Annotated in this window: 16 protein-coding genes; 9 read left to right on the top strand and 7 right to left on the bottom strand. The window is 59.5% G+C overall.

Features of this window, described 5'->3' with window-relative positions; genetic code table 11:
• Both BCY88_RS24260 and BCY88_RS24250 read right to left on the bottom strand, forming a co-directional pair.
• Positions 1 to 1,154, bottom strand: a 1,154-nt coding sequence (locus tag BCY88_RS24260; protein WP_147408549.1) for a porin, incomplete at its 3' end; no start/stop codon positions are given.
• Positions 1,155 to 2,022: 868 nt separating this feature from the next.
• Positions 2,023 to 4,419 (bottom strand): Tar ligand binding domain-containing protein, encoded by a 2,397-nt coding sequence (locus BCY88_RS24250; RefSeq protein WP_120346701.1) that lies wholly within the window; start codon positions 4,417 to 4,419, stop codon positions 2,023 to 2,025.
• A 1,064-nt stretch (positions 4,420 to 5,483) separates the two neighbouring features.
• On the opposite strand from BCY88_RS24250, the gene BCY88_RS24245 reads away from it, so the two are divergent.
• The 5 genes from BCY88_RS24245 (at position 5,484) to BCY88_RS24225 (ending at position 11,126) form a co-directional block, all read left to right on the top strand.
• Positions 5,484 to 6,467 (top strand): hypothetical protein, encoded by a 984-nt coding sequence (locus BCY88_RS24245; protein ID WP_147408551.1) that lies wholly within the window; start codon positions 5,484 to 5,486, stop codon positions 6,465 to 6,467.
• Positions 6,468 to 6,842: 375 nt separating this feature from the next.
• Positions 6,843 to 7,253, top strand: coding sequence for a hypothetical protein (locus tag BCY88_RS24240; protein WP_183081440.1), 411 nt, complete (start codon positions 6,843 to 6,845; stop codon positions 7,251 to 7,253).
• A gap of 569 nt (positions 7,254 to 7,822) precedes the next feature.
• Positions 7,823 to 9,319, top strand: coding sequence for a methyl-accepting chemotaxis protein (locus BCY88_RS40720; RefSeq protein ID WP_120346699.1), 1,497 nt, complete (start codon positions 7,823 to 7,825; stop codon positions 9,317 to 9,319).
• 358 nt (positions 9,320 to 9,677) lie between these two features.
• Positions 9,678 to 9,980 (top strand): ArsR/SmtB family transcription factor, encoded by a 303-nt coding sequence (locus BCY88_RS24230; RefSeq protein ID WP_120346698.1) that lies wholly within the window; start codon positions 9,678 to 9,680, stop codon positions 9,978 to 9,980.
• Between the two features lie 84 nt (positions 9,981 to 10,064).
• Positions 10,065 to 11,126, top strand: a complete 1,062-nt coding sequence (locus BCY88_RS24225) for an alkene reductase (RefSeq protein ID WP_120346697.1) — start codon at positions 10,065 to 10,067, stop codon at positions 11,124 to 11,126.
• 206 nt (positions 11,127 to 11,332) lie between these two features.
• On the opposite strand, the gene BCY88_RS24220 is transcribed toward BCY88_RS24225, so the two are convergent.
• A complete protein-coding gene (locus BCY88_RS24220; RefSeq protein ID WP_120346696.1) occupies positions 11,333 to 11,860 on the bottom strand; it encodes a GNAT family N-acetyltransferase in 528 nt (175 codons plus the stop codon).
• A 135-nt stretch (positions 11,861 to 11,995) separates the two neighbouring features.
• Between BCY88_RS24220 and BCY88_RS24215 the strand changes: the two genes are divergently transcribed.
• On the top strand, positions 11,996 to 12,643 hold the full coding sequence (locus BCY88_RS24215) for a VTT domain-containing protein (RefSeq protein ID WP_120346695.1): 648 nt from the start codon (positions 11,996 to 11,998) through the stop codon (positions 12,641 to 12,643).
• A gap of 94 nt (positions 12,644 to 12,737) precedes the next feature.
• On the top strand, positions 12,738 to 13,349 hold the full coding sequence (locus BCY88_RS24210; protein WP_120346694.1) for a LysE family translocator: 612 nt from the start codon (positions 12,738 to 12,740) through the stop codon (positions 13,347 to 13,349).
• 27 nt (positions 13,350 to 13,376) lie between these two features.
• Here the strand turns inward: BCY88_RS24210 and BCY88_RS24205 are convergent, their stop codons facing one another.
• The 4 genes from BCY88_RS24205 to BCY88_RS24190 form a co-directional block, all read right to left on the bottom strand.
• Entirely contained in the window at positions 13,377 to 13,883 is a 507-nt protein-coding gene (locus BCY88_RS24205; protein ID WP_120346693.1) for an SRPBCC domain-containing protein, read from the bottom strand.
• Positions 13,880 to 14,218, bottom strand: a complete 339-nt coding sequence (locus tag BCY88_RS24200; protein ID WP_120346692.1) for an ArsR/SmtB family transcription factor — start codon at positions 14,216 to 14,218, stop codon at positions 13,880 to 13,882. The genes BCY88_RS24205 and BCY88_RS24200 overlap by 4 nt, the downstream gene beginning before the upstream one ends.
• A 3-nt stretch (positions 14,219 to 14,221) precedes the next feature.
• Positions 14,222 to 14,683 carry a VOC family protein gene (locus tag BCY88_RS24195; protein WP_120346691.1) on the bottom strand — a complete coding sequence of 154 codons (462 nt, stop codon included), beginning with the start codon at positions 14,681 to 14,683 and terminating at the stop codon, positions 14,222 to 14,224.
• 294 nt (positions 14,684 to 14,977) lie between these two features.
• Entirely contained in the window at positions 14,978 to 16,222 is a 1,245-nt protein-coding gene (locus BCY88_RS24190) for a DNA-binding protein (protein WP_120346690.1), read from the bottom strand.
• An 837-nt stretch (positions 16,223 to 17,059) separates the two neighbouring features.
• On the opposite strand from BCY88_RS24190, the gene BCY88_RS24185 reads away from it, so the two are divergent.
• Both BCY88_RS24185 and BCY88_RS24180 read left to right on the top strand, forming a co-directional pair.
• Positions 17,060 to 17,920: an HNH endonuclease gene (locus BCY88_RS24185; RefSeq protein WP_120346689.1), complete on the top strand. Its 861-nt coding sequence runs from the start codon at positions 17,060 to 17,062 to the stop codon at positions 17,918 to 17,920.
• A gap of 126 nt (positions 17,921 to 18,046) precedes the next feature.
• On the top strand, positions 18,047 to 18,754 hold the full coding sequence (locus tag BCY88_RS24180) for a pyridoxamine 5'-phosphate oxidase family protein (RefSeq protein WP_259461499.1): 708 nt from the start codon (positions 18,047 to 18,049) through the stop codon (positions 18,752 to 18,754).
• Positions 18,755 to 18,824: the final 70 nt, after the last annotated feature.

Raw genomic sequence — 18,824 nt, 5'->3', positions numbered from 1 at the left:
GCGCCGTTCTGACCGTCGCCGATATCGGCCGTTGCATTGATGATGCTCGTGGCCGTGCCGGCCTTGTTCGGCGCGAGAGTCTGGCCACCCGCACGCTGGTAAGCCTCCAGCGCATACAGGCCGGTCCGCTTGGACAGACTGTAGTACTGCGAGAGATTGAACTGCTGATAGCTCGCCGCGCTCGTAATGCCGTTCGCCTGCGTCGCACGCGTGTAGCTGTAGCCGGCAGCCAGATCCAGTGCCGTCAGCGGCTTGTAGTGCAGCACTGCGCCAGCCGTGTTGAAGATCGCCTCGTTGTGGAACGCCGAGTTCACGCCCGGGATGTATTGCACGTTCGAATACGAGAACGAGATGTCCCATTGCGAGCTGAACGCATAGCCGCCCGTCACGGCAACGCGCTGCTGCGCCTGCGCCGTCTGATAGCCGTTGTTGATGCCCGACACCGCCGTCTGCGCACCGCCATTCGAGGTCGTGGAGTTAGGATCCCACGCACCGCCGCCCACCGCCGCGTTATTGATGCGCTGGTAGCCTGCCGCGATCCCGAACGGGCCGTTCAGGTACTGAACCGCCGCGCTGTACGTCGAACCGGCATTGGTGCTGCCCGCCACGCCGCCCAGCGAGTACGAACCGCTCACCGTCAGGCCATGCATGCTCGGCGACGTGTACACCAGCGAGTTATTCGCGCGGTACAGCGTATCCAGCGAATCGATATCGCCCGGGTGTGCGCCGTAAGCGCCCGTCAGCCACGTAGTCGGGCTATAGGGCGACAGCAGCGTGTAGTACGACGTGTACTGGCGCCCTGCGGTCAGCGAACCGTAGGTGGCATTGGTCACGCCGACGTACGCCTGACGGTTGAACGCCAGACCGGAAACGGATTGCGCGCCGGTTGCGCTGTTGAAGCCCTCTTCCAACTGGAAGATCGCCTTCGTGCCGCCGCCCAGATCTTCACCGCCCTTCAGGCCGAAGCGGCTGCCCGCCCAGATGCCGTTCACCATCTTGATCACCGAACGGCCCCCCGACGTCGAACCCAGCGACGTCTGGCTGCTCTGATAGCCGATCCCCGTATCGACGACGCCGTACAACGTCACGCTGCTCTGAGCGTGCGCGCCGAGGGCGACCAACCCAAGGGCCGAGGTTGCCAATGCCTTTTTCATCTCCACTCCTCTGTAAAAATCTTTTCTCAATCTCTAACGCCAGTGATCGCCACGGCAGTCGAATGTGCGCGGAGCACTGGCCGGCTGGGCATGCCAGTGCAAATGCGCGAAGGGCCGAGCACTGAGCCGCGCCTGGATTTTCAAACTAGCCAGAAGTGTCGTTCAAACGAAATCCGGCGTCTTTCGGGGTTTGTACGTATTTTGTACGATCTAGTTAGTTTTTTCTTAAAACGGCACTGTCCCGATTGGGTTGGAGCGCCCGCTTTGATTCAGGCCGCGCCAAACTGGCCCGGCGCCGCGCCGGTTCGATCGGGAATCTGATGCGAAGGCCATCCGGCAAGGTACCGCCGAGCAGGTCTTCCGCGCTTTCCCGGACGGTTGCTCCGCATTGGGAAGTGTCCCGCTCCCCTATCCCTACAAAAAAATAAGCAAATCCCTACCCCTGCGTGACTTCAGACGCCGACACGCTTTGCCGTTTACATAAAATGATCTGGCTGGTTAAAACGGGGTAACTTTGCGCCCGACTTGCAGCATTCCACGGTCGAACCGGGTATCAATCTTCCAGGCGGAAGCGAGACGGGCGCCCTTTAGCGAATGATCAGATTCAAGGGCATTGACAGGTTGCGAGGTTGACCGCGCGAGATGACGCGATGCATCGAAAACTATGCAATACGTAGCACCTCGACCGGATTTTTGTCACCCTGCGCGGCGAACCGTATCGCTTATGGCATGCAATCGGCGAACATGGCGCCGACCACCAGGTACGGACATTCGACGTATCCATCGGATTGTCAACAATTGAAGGAGGACCGTGGGAAACGTGCCGTCATGACACTCGGTAGGTCAAGACGGCTTCCCTTCATGTCACTCAAGCGGACAGTGAGTCGACCTGTAACGGCTTCTCTTCTTTCTCATCCAGCGCACCCGTGCTTTGTACCGCGCAGCGCTCCGGCAGGCAGACCACAATCTGGAACAGGCGGTAGTCGGCACCGCACCGGTCGTCGGTGAAGCGCAGCGCGATGCTGCCGTTCTCGCGTTTGAGGAAATCCCGCACTGCGTCCATGCCGACTCCGCGGCCAGACACTTCCGTGACCTTTTCAGCGGTCGAGAAGCCCGGGTGAAAGATGAAGTCGGCGACCAGCTCGTCGCTCAACTGTGCACCGGCGTCGAGCCAGCCGCGCGCACGACCGATGCTCCGAATCCGCCCTAGCGCGAGGCCGAGGCCGTCGTCGCTCAAGGTAATCTGCAGCGCCCCTCTATCGACGCCGGCTTCGATGACGATCGTGCCGGCCGCCGCCTTACCCTGCGCGATGCGCGCAGCCGCGGTTTCGATACCGTGATCGACCGAGTTGCGCATCAGATGCATGAAGACGTTCTTCAGCGTGCTGCTCACCTGCCTGTCCACGCGGTAGCCGCCGTCGTCGATGCGCACGATGGGCGGCTCTTTGCCGAGTTCCCGCGCAAGCGACGGCAGCGATTCGAGTACGCCCGAAAGCACCTCTCTGATCGTTTCGGTGCCGAGGATGCGCAAGGTCCGGCGCACTGAATCGCGCATCGTCAGCAGGCTGTCAACGTCGACCGGATCAACCGCCTCAAGGAGGCGCAGACTCTCCTGGATATGCTCCCGATCGACCATCAGATGCTGCTCGGCGTTGCCGCGACGCCCTGGGTCCTTGCGGCCCAGGCTCACATCGTTGATCGTCCTGTAACGCTCGATCGCCTGTTTCACGCGCTCGAGGTCCGCGATCAGCACTTCCTGATTCCACTCTTCGCTGACATCGTTGCGGCGCAGCGCATCGTAGCGCCGCTCGGTCTCGTGCACGATGCTCGTCAGGTGCTGCAGGCTGTAGGTGCGCGCGTTCCCCTTGATCGTGTGCACGTTGCGGAACAGCTCGGCGAGCGCCTCGCTATCGGCCTGCGTATGCTGGCGGATAATCCGTTCGTTCTCGTTGACGAAGCCCGTCGCACTATCGACGAAATGATGGAACTTCTCCTCATTGACGGCGAGAATCTCGCCGATCATCTCGAGGCGACGCTTCTGCTCGCTGGCCTCGGCGGCAAGGTGCCGCAGCTCGGTCACGTCGCGCACGCAGAGCATGAGGCGCATGACGATATCGTTCTCGTCGGTGATCGCCGACCAGCTCAGGTCAAGCGTCTTCACGCGGCCGTCGGTCATCGTCTTCGCGACCTCGTTCACGAGCAGGTGCTGGTTGAACGTGAAGTTGATCGCGTCCTCGCCGATGCAAGCGTAAATCGCGGTGTCGACCTGCGAGCGCACGTCGGAATTCAGCCCGGTATGCTCGAACACGAGCTCCATGACTGGACGCCCTGCGATGTCCTTCGTCTCGAAGATCGCTTCAAGATAAGCCGAGTACTCGGCATGCACGAGTCCACCGTCGACGACGGTCAGCATCCCCTGCTGAATGTTCTGCAACATCGCCTGAATGTCGGCGGTCTTCTGCTTGAGCAGCGCGGAGCTCTGCTGGATCTTCTCGATCATCTCGTTGAAGGTGACGATCGAGCGCCCGATCTCGTCCAGCCGCCCCACTGGAACGCGGCGCGTGAAGTCCTGACTCGACGCAATCTCGCTCATCATCGACTGCATGCGGGCGAGCGGCCGCCCGATCACCGCTGCCAACGCGGCGCGGGCAAAGAAGCCAATGCCAAGCGCTGCCAACGCGATCATGGCCGCTGCGACCATGAGCCGGCGAAACTGCGCCTGCGCCTCGTCGAAGCGCGCCTGCTGATGATCCACCTGCAATGCTTCGAGCGCGTTCATCGCCTGCGCATAGCGGGCGTTGAGCGAGTCGGCCTCCCCTCGGGTCGTGTGAAATTTGTAGTAGTCGTTTTGCTCAAGCTGCTGGAACTCCGGCTCAAGCGCCTGCTTGATGAGCGCTGCGCGGGCTGCCTGCACCGCATCGGCGGCGCGCGACTCTTCTGCATTACGCGGCTTTGCCAGATACGCTGACCAATTATCGTCACTCGCCTTGAGCACGGCGCGCGCCTTCGGCAGCAGGTCGTCGCTCGCGCGACCCATCGAAAAGAGCGTCTCATAGTTGCCGAGCGCCAGTTGCACTTGCAGCAGCAACTCGGAACTCGTCTTCAGGTGGGTGATCGCCACCGTATCGGTCGCATATGTCTGCTTGAGCGCATCGTTGCTCTGCTTGAGACCCAGCACGGCGACGAGCATCGTGGCAATCAGCGCGAGCGTGTAGCCCGCAATCGTGAGTGTGAGCCCATTCTGTATCGTTAAGCGTTTGAACATAGTGTCACGCGCACGAACTCGCCTTATGCGAAACAGCGCGTCATCCTCCGTAGTGGTAATGTCATACGCGCATGGGCGGTTTTCTGCCGGAATCTTCACTATTCATTGCCACGATATCGGCTTTGTTTCGCGAAGCTTTAGTCTTACTGCGTCAAAAACAATCAATACCCGGCACTATGAATTAATCAGGGCTACGAGCTATCGATATGACAGAAGATGTCGATCATATTGAAACGCATCTCGACCATCCGGCACAGGAGTTCGGGTCGTGACAGACCAGCATCTTCGCCCACGCCGCCTCATTGCGCCGCTAACGGTCACGTTGTTCCTGCAAAAGCCCGCTTTGTGGCCCACTATTGCATCTGGGCTGCACACTGGCAAAAGCACCTTGATTCATGCAGCGCAATCTTCCTGACGCTATTCACAACCATGCGTCATAGGTCACCCGTGCGATCAGAATCCTAAGGATTTCCCTGTTTTAATGTAGGCATACATCTCGCAAACGTTTTAACTAACCTCAGCGATTTTCTTTCGCTCTAGAATCAACCGACACAAGAACTTTTAACTCACGCTCGACGCAATGCATGCGACAGGCAAAATCAGAGTCAGCTGGTTCTGCGCACTACGCGACCATGCGACCAGGTACGTGACTGGTCAATGTTCCGCATTACGGGGTAGTCTGCTCAAGTGGCATCTTTTCGCATCCAGCGATGACTATTCACGCTGCAGGTTTTCAGGTTCTGGCACGTGGTTCCCGACGCCAGAAGCTTCTCGGCGTCGCGTTCGCGCGACGCCTCTTTTTTATTTCGTTCAAGCAGAGCATTGCGTAATGCGAGTCGGTTCCACGAGGTAGTGCGTGATCCGAATCCGACGCTCCTGACGACGGTTTCCGGAACAGCGTCCTCTCTTGAACAGTATGTCGAATCGTCCTGGCCAAGACAGAAGTCCTGGACACGGTCTGCTCGAATAGCCTTGACGCTTCCATCGATGTTGTCTTTGAAAAATCGCGTACCCGGCCTTCGCTGGGAGCGCGCAAGTTAGCTGAAGCAAAAATTGAGGTCAGAATGGCGCGTGGAGAAGCATATTGCGTGGAGTTTGGGGGCAACATTACGTTGAGGCAGGCGCACGACAGGTTCTTTGCACAACCAGAGGGCGAAAGACGACGATTCATCTTCATGTGTGGTGATCCAAAGTGCCGGGCCGTGGCACGACCCAAGATCGTGGGCGCCGTGTACGATCGCCTCGACGCGTTTGACGCTGACGCAATCGAGAGCGGCCGGCATAGAGCGCCGTATTTTCGTAGTCACGTCCGTTTTCCGCATATCGACGACTGCACATGGCACGAAGAGCCTCTACCAAAGATCGAGTCGCCAGACGAGCCGAAGCGCGAAGACAACGTTGTTAACGTCGGCGAGCTTGGGTTGATCTGGTTGCCAGAGGCACGCAAACGCGCACCGGCAAAAGACGGTTCACTGGATAACGGTAGGCCGCAAGATGACGAGGATGAGAGCCCCACCGAAGGGGAAGCGAAACGCCCCGACTCGACGCGCTTTCTGGCGGCAGTCGGCATGAGCTACCTGACCATGACGGTCACCGAGCGGCAAAATACGCCACTGAGAATTGGCCGGGCCGGTAGCCAAAGCATGTTCTATAACACGTGCCTGCCGATTTTTGCGTTTCATCCAGCACATCAGCAGGAACGCATTTACCACGGGCTAGCGTCCATCGAAGAACTGCGAAATGTATTCATGCTGACGTTCCGGCGTCGATTCTCGCCGTCTGGAGCAAAGACGGAACGCGATACCCTCGCGAAGGTCACGTTCGTCAAGCACACGCTCGATGAGGAGGATCGTCAACTCGCCGAGGTATTGAAGAAGGCTGTGGCAGATAAGGAGTTGGTGTACTGCTTCATGCATGTCACCACGCCACCGGAACTCAAACCCTACGGCGAAAAACAGATGGGGAGGTTTTACCCTTCCGAACGGGATCACATTTTCATCGTGCCGAAGTCGTTGGTTACGTTGAAGGGCGCTATTGACGAGTGTTGATTGAAGAGGCGGAAGGCAGTAGCTCGCGATTTCTCATCTCCTTCACTCGTCACCGATGCATCAAGACGTCTCGTGCCGGTGCCGGAAATGCACGCGCAAGCAATACGCGTTGGCCCGCCTGCGTCGCGCGATCTACCGTCTCATGCCCATCAATTCGGACACTGGGAGGACGCGCGCTACTCACCGGGCAAATGCGCGAGGGGGTGCAATTGGTGATCTTCACTTTTCAGCATTCGTCAAAGGACGCTTGGGACATAAGCCCGAGCGGCGATCGCCCGAATTCGTGAGATTGAAATGCTGTGCCGTTCGGATACGCAACTTTACGCTTTCGTCTCCCACTGCTCGCCGGGAGCAAACACATTTTGGAGAGTTTTGATGACCAAGAAATCGTTTTCTGCCGATACCAGCGACTCGAACGAGACAACTGAACAGGCGTTGGTGGCGTTGACGATGCAGATCAAGGAGTTCGTCCAGGGCAGGTCGCTAGATAGCCGGTTCGCAGCGAAACTCTTAAAGCGATTGAAGAAGGAAGCCGATGCCATAGCGCACGGCGACAATGCGACGAAGCCCGGGCAGAAGGAACTGAAGAAGGTTTTCGACGCAGTCGACGCCGTACTGCGTGATCACGATGCCGCATTATTAGTCACCGCCAACGCGGCGCTGCGCGAGACGGACAACACGACCGCCAGCAGGGTCACGACAACGACCAACGGAGCGCTGACCGGGCCGCTGCCAGTCGAAAGCGCCCAACTTCCTCAGGAAGATACCGGCAGCAGATCAGCCTGATCAACAAGAAGGCCGTCGTCGATCAGGGCGGCGCCAGCAGCGAGATCGTCAAAGTACCGATGAAGCGCTGGATTTTCACGGCTAGCCTGACAACACAAACGTCCAATAGAAGAACGAGATGACAGCTTGAGGAGTCACTCGGTTCTGTCGAGGGCGAGTACGCGAAACCCTCTGTCTGGCGAACCGCCGCTGAGGGTTGCGTATTGCCCCATAGTTGAAACGCGCAGGTTCGCAAGCGCATGCCGGCCGCCCAAGGCACAGACCAGCCAGCTGCGAGCGCTGCTGCTCGTCGCGTCATCGACTGGCATGGCTGCTCACCATCTGTAGTTTTACTAACTACGAATGCCGCCTTCATTCGTCGCCAGGCATCAATCACCACCACAACTCCAAACGTCCCCACCGAGAACGGAGAGCACACCCATGGCAGGTTATGCCTGACACAGCCATGTGAGCTTACTTCGGAGATTAGTAGACCTGACTCAAGATGCAAATAGCATGTGCCGTTAACTGGATCTGGTACTGAGTGGATTTCCCTGGGTGCAATCATCGAAGTTCTGCTGCGACTTACCATGACAATCAAGTTAAAACTCCGGATTCTGATGCTTGTCACGCTGATCGCTACCGGCGGCGGTATTGTTGTGACGGCCCTCGGATTCAACTCCGTGAATGACGCGCAAATGGCCTCGCATCGCCGGGAGACGCAGGTGCGCGGCCTGACCGAAATCAAGGCAAGCGCGCTATCCACGGTCGAGTTCGATCCGGCTGCAGACGATACCAAAAAGATCTTTTCCGACGCGGAACAGAACATCGACAAATGGGCGGCAGTCATTGACCCGCTGTTCAAGTCCCCCGATCAACAAGCGAGGCTCAGGACACTGCGTGCCCAATGGCGTGCTTACGTCCAGAAGTCGCGTCAGCTGATCGACCTGGCTGCCCGGGATTCCAGGGCGGCCAATGCTCAGGTCGCCTCGCTTTACCATTCCGACTTTCAGCCGCTTGGTGCATCGATCGAGGCAACTATCAAGGAAGCGGGGAATCGGGGCAAGCAAGCTGCGGACCTCGCCGAGCGCAACAGCACGAATGCGGTCAGGACGGTGATCACGACGTTGGCGATTGCAATGGCGATTGTTGTCGGATGGACTCTCCTGCTGTCCCGTTCGATCCAGCGAGCGCTGAACGGCATCAAGGGGACGTTGCAGCAAGCGAGTGAATCACTCGACCTGACGACGCGTGCATCGGTTCACGGCAAAGACGAAATCAGTCAGACCGCTGTCGCCTTCAACCACCTGATGGCTCGGATCGCGGAGGTTATGGCCGCGGTACGGGATTCGGTGCAATCGGTGAGCACGGCTTCCAAGCAGATTGCCGCAGGCAATGTCGATCTGTCGAGCCGTACTGAAGAACAGTCCGCTTCGCTTCAGGAGACGGCGGCAAGCATGGAGGAGTTGACCGGCACGGTACGGCAGAACACAGAGAATGCCCGGCAGGCCAATGGGCTGGCGCAGTCATCGGCCGCAATCGCGGTAAGAGGGGGCGACGTGGTCGGCGAGGTAGTTGCGACCATGGGACAAATCAACGCCAGCTCGGAGAAGATTGCCGACATCATCGGCGTGATCGACGGCATCGCGTTCCAGACCAACATTCTCGCACTCAATGCCGCAGTGGAAGCCGCACGCGCAGGCGAACATGGCCGGGGTTTCGCCGTGGTTGCCACCGAGGTGCGCACGCTCGCGCAACGCTCGGCCGCAGCGGCCAGGGAAATCAAAACGCTGATCGAAAATTCCGTGAGCAGGGTCGAAACCGGGACCAAGCTGGTCGATGAGGCGGGTGCCACCATGGGTGAGATCGTGAACAGCATCAAACGGGTGACGGACATAATGGGAGAAATCGCGGCGGCCTCGGACGAGCAGAGCAAGGGGATCGATCAGGTCGGGCAAGCGGTCACGCAGATGGACGAAGTAACCCAGCAGAATGCGGCTCTGGTGGAACAGGCTGCAGCAGCGGCACAGTCGCTGGACGATCAGGCGAAGAAACTGCACACAGCGGTTAGCGTTTTCAGGCTCTAGGTTCGAATGGCCGGAGCGGGACGAGTTGGACCTTGCAGATCCTGGCCTGCGATCACGGAGCGCCCGTCCTGTCACCCTGGCGTGATGCTCGAGGTGCGCATTTACGGGCAAGGCCGGGTTCCAGCCACTTGATCACGACCACTGGAAGCTCTCGCACGCGCATGCTTCCCTTCCCCATACCGACTCTCCGTACAAAGTGCGGACCTTTTGGTAGATCCCCAGCTATCGACCCCATCGCCAGTAATGGCTTCGAGCATATCGTAAAATTCCGATATATAATTCGTTCCGTAGCGATGCAGATGCGTGAGCGCCAACCGGCGCCACATCTGCGCGTTGTTCATGCCCTTAAAACTGTCTCATGACGCTCGATATCGACGCGATTCACAAAGCGCTTGCGAACCCTGTACGGCGGGAAATTCTCGGCTGGCTGCGCGAACCGTATGCGCATTTCACCGACCAGGACCTGCCGCTCGACTACGGCGTATGCGCCGGCAAGATCGACGCGCGTTGCGGCCTGTCGCAGTCCACCGTGTCGGCGCACCTCGCTGCCTTGCAGCGCGCGGGCCTCGTCACGTCGAAGCGGGTCGGTCAATGGGTGTTTTTCAAACGCAACGAGGCCGTCATCCAGGCGTTTCTCGAGTACATGAACACCGGGCTCTGAACGCGTCATCCGCATTGCCGCACTTCTCTCATCATGCAGTTTTTAAGGCTCGGGCCACGCGCCCGCCACCTAAGGTGAACTCATATGCCGACTCTTTTTGACCCGCTCCAGATTGGCGACATCACGTTGTCGAACCGCATCATCATGGCGCCGCTCACGCGCCAACGCGCCGAAGAAATCCGCGTGCCGAACGCGCTGATGGCGAAGTACTACGCCGAACGCGCCACGGCAGGCCTGATCATCAGCGAAGCCACCTCCGTCACGCCGCAAGGTGTCGGTTACGCCGAAACCCCGGGTATCTGGTCGCAGGAACAGGTGGAAGGCTGGAAGATCGTCACGAAGGCCGTGCACGAAGCCGGCGGCAAGATTTTCCTGCAACTGTGGCACGTCGGCCGTATTTCCGATCCGCTGTTTCTCAACGGCGAATTGCCGGTCGCGCCTAGCGCGATCGCGGCGCAAGGTCATGTCAGTCTGGTGCGTCCGGAGCGTCCATACGTGACACCGCGCGCGCTCGAACTCGACGAAATCGCCGGTGTGGTCGAAGCGTTCCGTAAGGGCGCTGAAAACGCGAAGGCGGCAGGTTTCGACGGCGTGGAAGTACACGGCGCGAACGGCTATCTGCTCGACCAGTTTCTGCAGGACAGCACCAACAAACGTACCGACGCCTACGGCGGCCCGATCGAAAACCGCGCCCGCCTGCTGCTCGAAATCACCGACGCCTGTATCGGCGTCTGGGGCGCGAACCGCGTCGGCGTTCACCTCGCACCGCGTCGTGACGCGCACGCCATGGGCGATTCGGACCCGGCGGCCACTTTCGGTTACGTGGCGCGCGAACTCGGCAAACGCAAGATCGCGTTCATCGCCGCCCGCGAAGCACTCGGCGACGACCGGCTCGGCCCGCAACTGAAGAAAGCATTCGGCGGCCCGTACATCGCAAACGAAAAGTTCACCCTGGAAACGGCACAACAAGTGCTCGACGCGGGTGAAGCAGACGCTGTGGCTTGGGGTCAACTGTTCATCGCGAATCCGGATCTGGTGCGCCGCTTCGCAACGAATGCCCCGCTGAACAAGCCGAATCCGGCGACGTACTACGCTCGCGGCGAAACCGGCTACGTGGACTATCCGACGCTGGAAACCGTCGAATAAACCATCGAATTCAGCGCAACCCATTAGTAGAAACATAGGCCGCTTCGTTAAAGCGGCTGGTGACTCGTAGCACGCTGCAACACCACGCGGTGGGTGTGACCGGAACGATGCCTGGTCACACTCACCGCGTTTTTCGTACGTTGGGCTTTGCATGCGGCGCGCATCGCCCGGAAAATCACAGACAATTCAGGCGCCCGCGCCCGCCGTCACGCAAGATCACGCAGCATGAAGACCCGCTTCGATTCGTCGAGACCGCGCGCAATATGCGCGTCGCGCCGCGCGATCAGCGCGGCATCGAGATCAGCCTCCGCGATATCGCGAAAGCCAAGTCGACGATAGTACGGTGCATTCCACGGCACCTCGCGATACGTCGACAGCGTGAGTTGCGTTATCTGTTGTGCGCGCGCGAGTTGCGCGACCTGCTCGATCAGCGCCGCGCCGATACGTTGCCCCGCATGCGAAGTCAATACGTCGAGTTCCTGAATGTAGAAACGCACGGGTTGCGGCTCGAACATCACAAAAGCGACGCAGATTTCATCCGCAGCCACGGCAACGACGATCTGCTGGGCGTCGATCTTACGGTTGACGACCTCCAGTTCCATCGGCGGTGCATCGGCGATACCGGCCATACCTACATCGGCAAAGCGCTGACCGGCCTCGAATTCGATCGTGCGGATAGCGTGCGCATCGTGCGGTACGGCAAAGCGGAACGTGAGACTGGGAACCTGTTGCATGGGTGTTTCGTCGGTTTTTTTTAGGGGTTTCTCTGAAAGACACCCCCGATATTGACATCAGCGCTTCGAAATAAACAGGTACCCGCGCCGCCACGAGACTAAACTCCTGAACACCTCACTCTCTTTCGAACCAAGATGGATTTCATGCATGTGCTGCAGGTTGCCCTGCACTTCGACCAGCACCTGAGCGGTTTGATCCTGCAATACGGCACCGCCGTCTATGCCATGCTGTTTCTCGTGGTATTCGTCGAGATCGGCTTCCTTCCGTTATTCTTTTTGCCTGGCGATCCGCTGATTTTCATCTGCGGCGGTCTCGCCGCCACCGGCGCGCTGAACATCTGGCTCGTGATCCCCGTGCTGTTCGCCGCCACCGTGGCCGGCAGCATCGTCTGCTATGCGATCGGCCGCGCAATCGGCGAAAAAGTCTATACCGCCAACTATCGCTGGCTCGACAAGAATGCATTGCGCAAAGCGCACGCTTTTTATGAGGCACGCGGCGGCCTCACCTTTTTGCTGTCGCCGTTCATTGCCGTCGTGCGCACATTCGCACCGTTCGTCGCCGGCGTTTCGCGCATGACGTTTGCACGTTTCGCGTCGTTCGTCACGGCGGGCGCCGCGCTGTGGATCGTCTCGCTGGTGGCGGCCGGCTACCTGTTCGGCAATGTGCCGCTGGTGCGCGATCATATGAGTTCGATCGTGCTGCTGGGCGTCTCGCTCGGTGTAGGATCGCTGCTGGTGAGCGCCGTGTGGCGCTTCGTCAACCGAAGGTTGCGCGCCCACTGAATCACTGAATAGAAGCTCACGTGCTCACTTAACCGGTGGTGCGGGCTCATTGAACCAGCGATTGCACGCGCACGGAATTTTTTGGAGGAACGTTATGTCGCTGTCCGCTTTGCTCGTCTTCGCGCTGGCGCTGATCATCGCCGCCGGCACGCCTGGGCCGAGCGTCGCCGCGCTGGTCGCACGCGTGCTGACCAACGGTTTTCGTGACGTATTACCGTTTCTCGCCGCGATGTGGCTCGGCGAAGCGTTGTGGCTCACGTGCGCAGTGGCCGGCCTCGCGGTGATCGCGCGCAGCTTCGGCATGGTATTCATCGCGCTGAAATTTATTGGTGTCGCCTATCTGCTGTTCCTTGCATGGAAAATGTGGCGCGCACCGGCCGACGTAGCAGGCAGCGACTTGCCGAGCGGCCAGTCGCCGTGGCGCATGTTTCTCGCCGGCATGCTGGTTACGCTCGGCAACCCGAAGATCATGATGTTCTACCTCGCGTTGCTGCCGACCATTATCGATCTGTCGCGCATCGGCACCGTGGCGTGGTTCGAGCTGACGCTTACCATGCTGACGGTACTGATGGCCGTCGACTTCGGCTGGGCCCTGCTCGCCACCCGCGCGCGCAAGCTGCTGACCACGCGCCGCGCGGTAAAGATCACCAACCGCGCCAGCGCCACCCTCATGGCCGGGGTTGCCGCCGCCATCGCCACACGCTGACAAGACCGTGAATGACGCGCCAGGCTCTCAGCCTGGCGGCACGGCGGCTTGCACCTCAGCCCGTAGAGACGCCAGCAAGGCCTGCCACCATTCGCCATGCCGCAATAGAAACACGCCCTCGGGAAAATGGTGGCGCGCCACATGCGCCTGCGGCACCGTATCCCAGCCGCGATGCTCGGCCGTTACACGCGTTTCGTCACCTACCGCTTCGAAACGCACCTCCACATGCGTGTGCTGCGCATCGGTGAAACTGGCCTGACGCCAGCCGAATGCCAAACGCGCACCCGGCTCCCAGGCCGTGACTTTGCCGATCTCGAACACACGGCCATCCGGCTGCGTTTCGATCAGGCGACCGTATTCACCGGACGTGTGAGGCGCCGTGGCCTGCTCGAACGAAAGCACACCCGCGCCTTGTGGCGTGAATTGAAACAGGCCGTTGGCACGCCACCATTTGCCGATCTCGCGCGTGAACACATCGAATGCGCGCTGCGGCGTGGCCGCGACGCGTAGCGACACCTGCACACGCGAACTCATTCCGGCTGCTCCAGGTGCGCCTTGAACGAAAGCAGTTGCTCGGACCACAAGGCTTCGGTCTGTTCGAGCCAGGCTTTCAGTTCGCTCATCGGCGCCGATCGGAGCACGTAGAGACGCACACGCGCGTCGACGCCGTCGTGCGACTCTTCAATCAGTTCGCTCGAACGCAGCACCCGCAAATGCCGGCTCATCGCCTGCGGCGAAAGGCCGGTGGCTTGCGCGAGTTCGCCGGCACGCATCGGCTGCTGGCTGAGCAGATCGACCACCTGACGCCGGTTGGGATCGGCTAGCGCCGCCAGGGTGCGGTCAAGCGAGACGCTGGCGGGCAGTCCCATCGGTTAAACCCATCCTTCGATTTTCAGGCCGCTCACGCGCTCGGCTTCTTCGCGCGACACCTCGCGAATCGTTTGGCCGAAGCTCCAGACGTGCCCTTCCGGATCACGCGCTGCATAGACGCGGTCGCCATAGAACTGATCCGCCGGTTCGCGTGTAACCACTGCGCCTGCGGCGCGCGCGCGGGCACAATGTTCGTCGATCCCCTCGCGCAGTTGCACGTGCACGGACTGCGTATTCTTGCCGCCGACCGAAACCGGGCTCGCCATGTCTTCCGACCATTCGCGGCAAATCATCAGGTAGCTGTCGCCGAAACGCATTTCCGAGTGGCCCAACTGGCCGTCGCTCTCCGTGATCACCATCTGGCGCTCGAAGCCGAACGCCTTTTCGAGCCAATCGAGCGCGGCAAACGGGTCCTTGTAGAACACCGCTGCTCCCAGCGACGGGCGATGATACGGTTCGTTCATGACTGCCTCCTTTTGTAAACCGTTGGGTTGATATTTAACATCATAGTTAAACAAATCGAAAAGGCAAGGACGATGTATTCGTTTCGTTGTCCCTTCACGATAACGTCGCAAAACCTGAACAATTAAATCGACAACCCTCGAACGAACTCAAAACAGCCTGGTTGCGAACGTATGGCTTCAAGCTTCTCCAGCGGCCCTGTCGCGGTAAGGCTCGAGGAGCGAGCCTTTCTTCAAGCTTTCTCCTGGCAATGCCCTGGCGCGCTCTTCCGGCCAGGCTCTCACGCTGCAGCAGAACTAGCCCGTGTGGCTTTGGGCTGCCTGGTCGATAATCTGTTGCTGGACTTCTTTCCGCAGTAGCGGGTTCCCCGGACTCACCTGAGCCAACTCGACAATCAGTCTGCTGCATAGCGCGCTGCGTCCCACAGACTGCGCACTCACCCAGGCGGCATGCTCCTTGAGCGGCGCGACGTCCATACGTTGTTGCTCGGCACGCTGCTTCCATCGCAGGCCTTGAAGGATGGCATCGTCGAGTTTCGTCTGCAACACCTGTCGCTCCTGGGCGAACGCAGTCTCCAACGCGGCGATACGCTGTGCCTCATCCGGCGAAGAATGCGGCGGCGTCGGATCGCTGGCCGACGGGTCGGCGGATTGAGTGACGTTTGCCAACTGAGCTTCGAGCTCCTGCACTCTAGCCTCAGCGGTTGAAGCACGCGTCTCAGCCAAGGCAAGCTGTTCGGAAGATTTGTCGGCACCCTTCGGTTCGGGCAGCAGGACTTGCAGCGCACGTTCAAGTAAATCGTCGTCTGGCTCGACGGCAAGATCCGGCTCAGGCGTAGACGCTTGCACGGTATCGACGAGCGCTGTTTCTGGAGACACGCTGTCCATCTCGTCGAACGGAAGAGTGACCCCAGATGAATCTGACGCCGCATGGACATCGACGCTGGCGCTGTCAATCCAGGCTCCGTCTGCCTGCTCCTCGACGATCGCCGATCGTTCGTCGAATGCGGACGTGGACGCCGACGTGGACGGATAGCATTCCGTTTCAGTTAGCGCTTCGCTCGCTGTGGCTGCCGAACCGTCGGTAATAGCGGGGACTGCGTCAGTCTCGCCGATCGCGATCATACGAGGCGCTCCGGCCGCCGAATGCTGAAGCTCTGACACCCTCCGTTTGCAGGCTTCCAGTTCACTGAGCGTACGCGTCAAATCGATGTACAGCATGCCGGTTTCCCGCTCTGCCTGTTCGGTACGATCTTTCAACGCACGTATTTCCGCATCGACCTGTCCGCGAACACCTTTTTGCGCCACCGCCCAGCAACGCTCGATAGCGTCGCGCATCACATCGCCGAAATCCTCAGGCGTCGACAACGTCGCGGGCGCCGAATCGACGGGTACTATTCTTTCTTCACGCCATTGCTGAAGCGTCGCCGCGATTTCCGACAATGACTGGCCATATGCTTCCAGACAAACGGTCACAGGAGAGATGGCGCGACCTTCACTCTTCAGACGTTGCGCAATCTCAAGTACATCATCCCTTTTCATATAGACCCTTTAGTCGGATGTTGGTTAGTGATCATCTGTCTGCAATTTTCATATCACGCGCACACCTGTGCGGCGCCCTTCTTCGCCTTCCGGTCGAAGGCCGCTTGCGTAGGTAGCAAACGGAGATGGGCGAATGTGCCGCTCGAGTTTGCACTGTAAGTCGAACTATTCAAGTCGAACCATTACCGCTGTCCGATCTGTTTGATGAACCGGCTGCGACAGTCGCCATAGACGTTCTCCTGGAGGCTACGCCGTCCTGGTCGCCTGAAAATGCCTTCTGCACTTTCATGACAGAATTGCAGTTCACCAAGTCGAATTAAAATAGTTAGCTTACCTAGTTATCTGATAACCACGCGGTTCCAATCAGAGCAAAGTAGACCGGAACCGATAACGAAAGGCTTCCTGAGAAACCGAACGCGAATGGTCACAGAGGATACATGGCAATACCGGACGATTCTGTGATACGGCACGATCCCGACGGTCAGGATATGCTGATTTTTCTGTAAGAGCGCACCTAAGCAGCTCCGTCGAACGGCGGACTTTTTTTCAGCGCCCGCCTTCACCTGCTTGCAGAAGCGAGCCAATTCAGCTTGTTCATCGCAAGGTCTGGCTCGTGGCCGTGACATAGGACCGAACGTGTCTGGAGTCCGAGGTCACGCAGAACAGACGGGGAAAACCCGCACATCGCGCAGACAATCCAGATCGAATCAGATTCTTCGGTCGGATGGAATAAAGTCCACGCATTGTCGGCCGATAACCGGTCTGATCGCGTCACAAAAGCGCGACGTCCGGTCGCCCGGCATCCGGGCATAACGGCCGGAACCATACGGGGATAGCATGGCGAACGTACAGACAATCAACGAGTTCCTGCTGTATACGCTTGGGCTGCGGGTAACCAACCGCACATGGGCTTGGGACGCATACGGTGACGACGTGGTCGTCATGAAGCTCTGGAAGATGCGTTACCTCAAAGATCGGGACGGGTCTGAAAGGATCGAGGTGTGGGCGCCACCGCCCTGGAAGAAGCCGGCGACGGCCGCCCGTAACGAACGCCGCGCAAATGTGGACCGGCTAAGATCGGGAGGCGCCACTTACGCCGTGCTGCGGGACGGCGAAGGTTCCGACGACCCCAATGCCAGGGACTATGAGGACAGCTATCTGTACAGATTGGCCGGTGTGGTGACGGACGAGAAAGGCTTTGAATACGCAGTGATTGCCGAGCGGGTATCAGTAAGCGAGTTCCTCGCGCGGGGCACGACGATCGAGACAAACCTGGCGAATATCGCGACGCGCCATGCCGACAATCCGACCACCCGCCAGGCGCTAGTCGCGGCACGGATGGGACAGGGGAAATATCGCCTGGAGTTGCTTGCGCGGTGGGATGAGCAATGTGCGGTGACGGGTTGTCCGGTAACGCAGGTACTGCGCGCCTCGCACGCGCGACCTTGGTGCGATAGTGACGACAGTCAGCGACTCGACCCGGACAATGGTCTGGCGCTTGTGGCAAACCTGGACGCCCTCTTCGACGCAGGCCTGATCACGTTCACGGGTACTGGTGCGATGCTGGTGTCGCCACGTCTGCCGAAAGAACATCATGCGGTCCTCGGTGTACCCGCGAACTTGCGGAAGCGGCCGAATCCAGGTCAGATCAAATATCTGCAGTATCACGCCGAGAATGTGTTCAGGACAAAATCCTGAAACGAGACGTGGTGAGCGCCTGAACTATCGCGAGATGAGTTGACCCTTGAGGCAGATTGCCATGCTCCGTGGCCCCAAAAACGCAACCTTCCCTGGGTCTACAGAGGTTCCCGAGATTTCCTTACGATGGAACGCATTCTCACCCTTGCCGGACTCCGTATGACCCCACTCGATAAAAACCGCGCGCCGTCTCCCCGCACCCAGGTCCGCCGGGTAGCCGAGCTCGGGCGATATGATCAGGCCACGCTTTACGCCATCCTGGATGAGGCATACGTCTGTCATATCGCATTCGCCGGCGATGACGGCGTGCATTGCCTGCCGACCGCCTGCTGGCGCGAAGGCGATCACCTCTACATTCACGGGTCGAACGGCAGCCGCATGCTCAAGTTAGCCGCTACTGGTGCGCAGGTTTGCGTGGCGATCACGCACCTCGACGGGCTCGTGCTGGCCCGCTCGGCATTCAACCATTCGATGAACTATCGTTCTGCCGTGATATACGGCGCGTTCGAGTTAGTGTCCGGTGAAGCCAAGGCGGCCACACTGGACACCTTCCTCGAAAGCTTCGCGCCCGGCCGCTCCCGCGAGGTGCGTACGGGAAACGCAAAAGAGCTTGCGGCCACCACGGTGCTGCGCATCTCTCTGGCGGAAGCGGCCGCCAAGGTCAGCACAGGTGGCCCGAAAGACGACGAAGAAGATCTTGCCTTGCCGGTTTGGGCGGGCGTGTTACCCATGGCATTGGCACCCCTTGCGCCAATCGCGGAAGCTGGAATAACCGCGACACCTGGATACGTCCGGAATTGGTACACCGCCGCCACGCCGGATTCAACGGAATAGCCCAAAGAAGGACGTGACAACGCGCGCCACAGTCGCCGCGCAACCCCATTGGGGCACCGCTCGCGCCGCG

It is taken from the genome of Paraburkholderia fungorum (genome assembly GCF_003610895.1).
Taxonomy (GTDB): domain Bacteria; phylum Pseudomonadota; class Gammaproteobacteria; order Burkholderiales; family Burkholderiaceae; genus Paraburkholderia; species Paraburkholderia fungorum_B.
The sequence above is the reverse complement of the archived record's forward strand: the minus strand, read 5'-3'. Positions and strand labels throughout refer to the sequence as shown.

Bases quoted from the DNA above. Each gene is read 5' to 3' on its own strand.
- BCY88_RS24250 (WP_120346701.1), bottom strand. From the start codon at position 4,419: ATGTTCAAACGCTTAACGATACAGAATGGGCTCACACTCACGATTGCG.
- BCY88_RS24245 (WP_147408551.1), top strand. From the start codon at position 5,484: ATGGCGCGTGGAGAAGCATATTGCGTGGAGTTTGGGGGCAACATTACG.
- BCY88_RS24240 (WP_183081440.1), top strand. From the start codon at position 6,843: ATGACCAAGAAATCGTTTTCTGCCGATACCAGCGACTCGAACGAGACA.
- BCY88_RS40720 (WP_120346699.1), top strand. From the start codon at position 7,823: ATGACAATCAAGTTAAAACTCCGGATTCTGATGCTTGTCACGCTGATC.
- BCY88_RS24230 (WP_120346698.1), top strand. From the start codon at position 9,678: ATGACGCTCGATATCGACGCGATTCACAAAGCGCTTGCGAACCCTGTA.
- BCY88_RS24225 (WP_120346697.1), top strand. From the start codon at position 10,065: ATGCCGACTCTTTTTGACCCGCTCCAGATTGGCGACATCACGTTGTCG.
- BCY88_RS24220 (WP_120346696.1), bottom strand. From the start codon at position 11,860: ATGCAACAGGTTCCCAGTCTCACGTTCCGCTTTGCCGTACCGCACGAT.
- BCY88_RS24215 (WP_120346695.1), top strand. From the start codon at position 11,996: ATGGATTTCATGCATGTGCTGCAGGTTGCCCTGCACTTCGACCAGCAC.
- BCY88_RS24210 (WP_120346694.1), top strand. From the start codon at position 12,738: ATGTCGCTGTCCGCTTTGCTCGTCTTCGCGCTGGCGCTGATCATCGCC.
- BCY88_RS24205 (WP_120346693.1), bottom strand. From the start codon at position 13,883: ATGAGTTCGCGTGTGCAGGTGTCGCTACGCGTCGCGGCCACGCCGCAG.
- BCY88_RS24200 (WP_120346692.1), bottom strand. From the start codon at position 14,218: ATGGGACTGCCCGCCAGCGTCTCGCTTGACCGCACCCTGGCGGCGCTA.
- BCY88_RS24195 (WP_120346691.1), bottom strand. From the start codon at position 14,683: ATGAACGAACCGTATCATCGCCCGTCGCTGGGAGCAGCGGTGTTCTAC.
- BCY88_RS24190 (WP_120346690.1), bottom strand. From the start codon at position 16,222: ATGAAAAGGGATGATGTACTTGAGATTGCGCAACGTCTGAAGAGTGAA.
- BCY88_RS24185 (WP_120346689.1), top strand. From the start codon at position 17,060: ATGGCGAACGTACAGACAATCAACGAGTTCCTGCTGTATACGCTTGGG.
- BCY88_RS24180 (WP_259461499.1), top strand. From the start codon at position 18,047: ATGGAACGCATTCTCACCCTTGCCGGACTCCGTATGACCCCACTCGAT.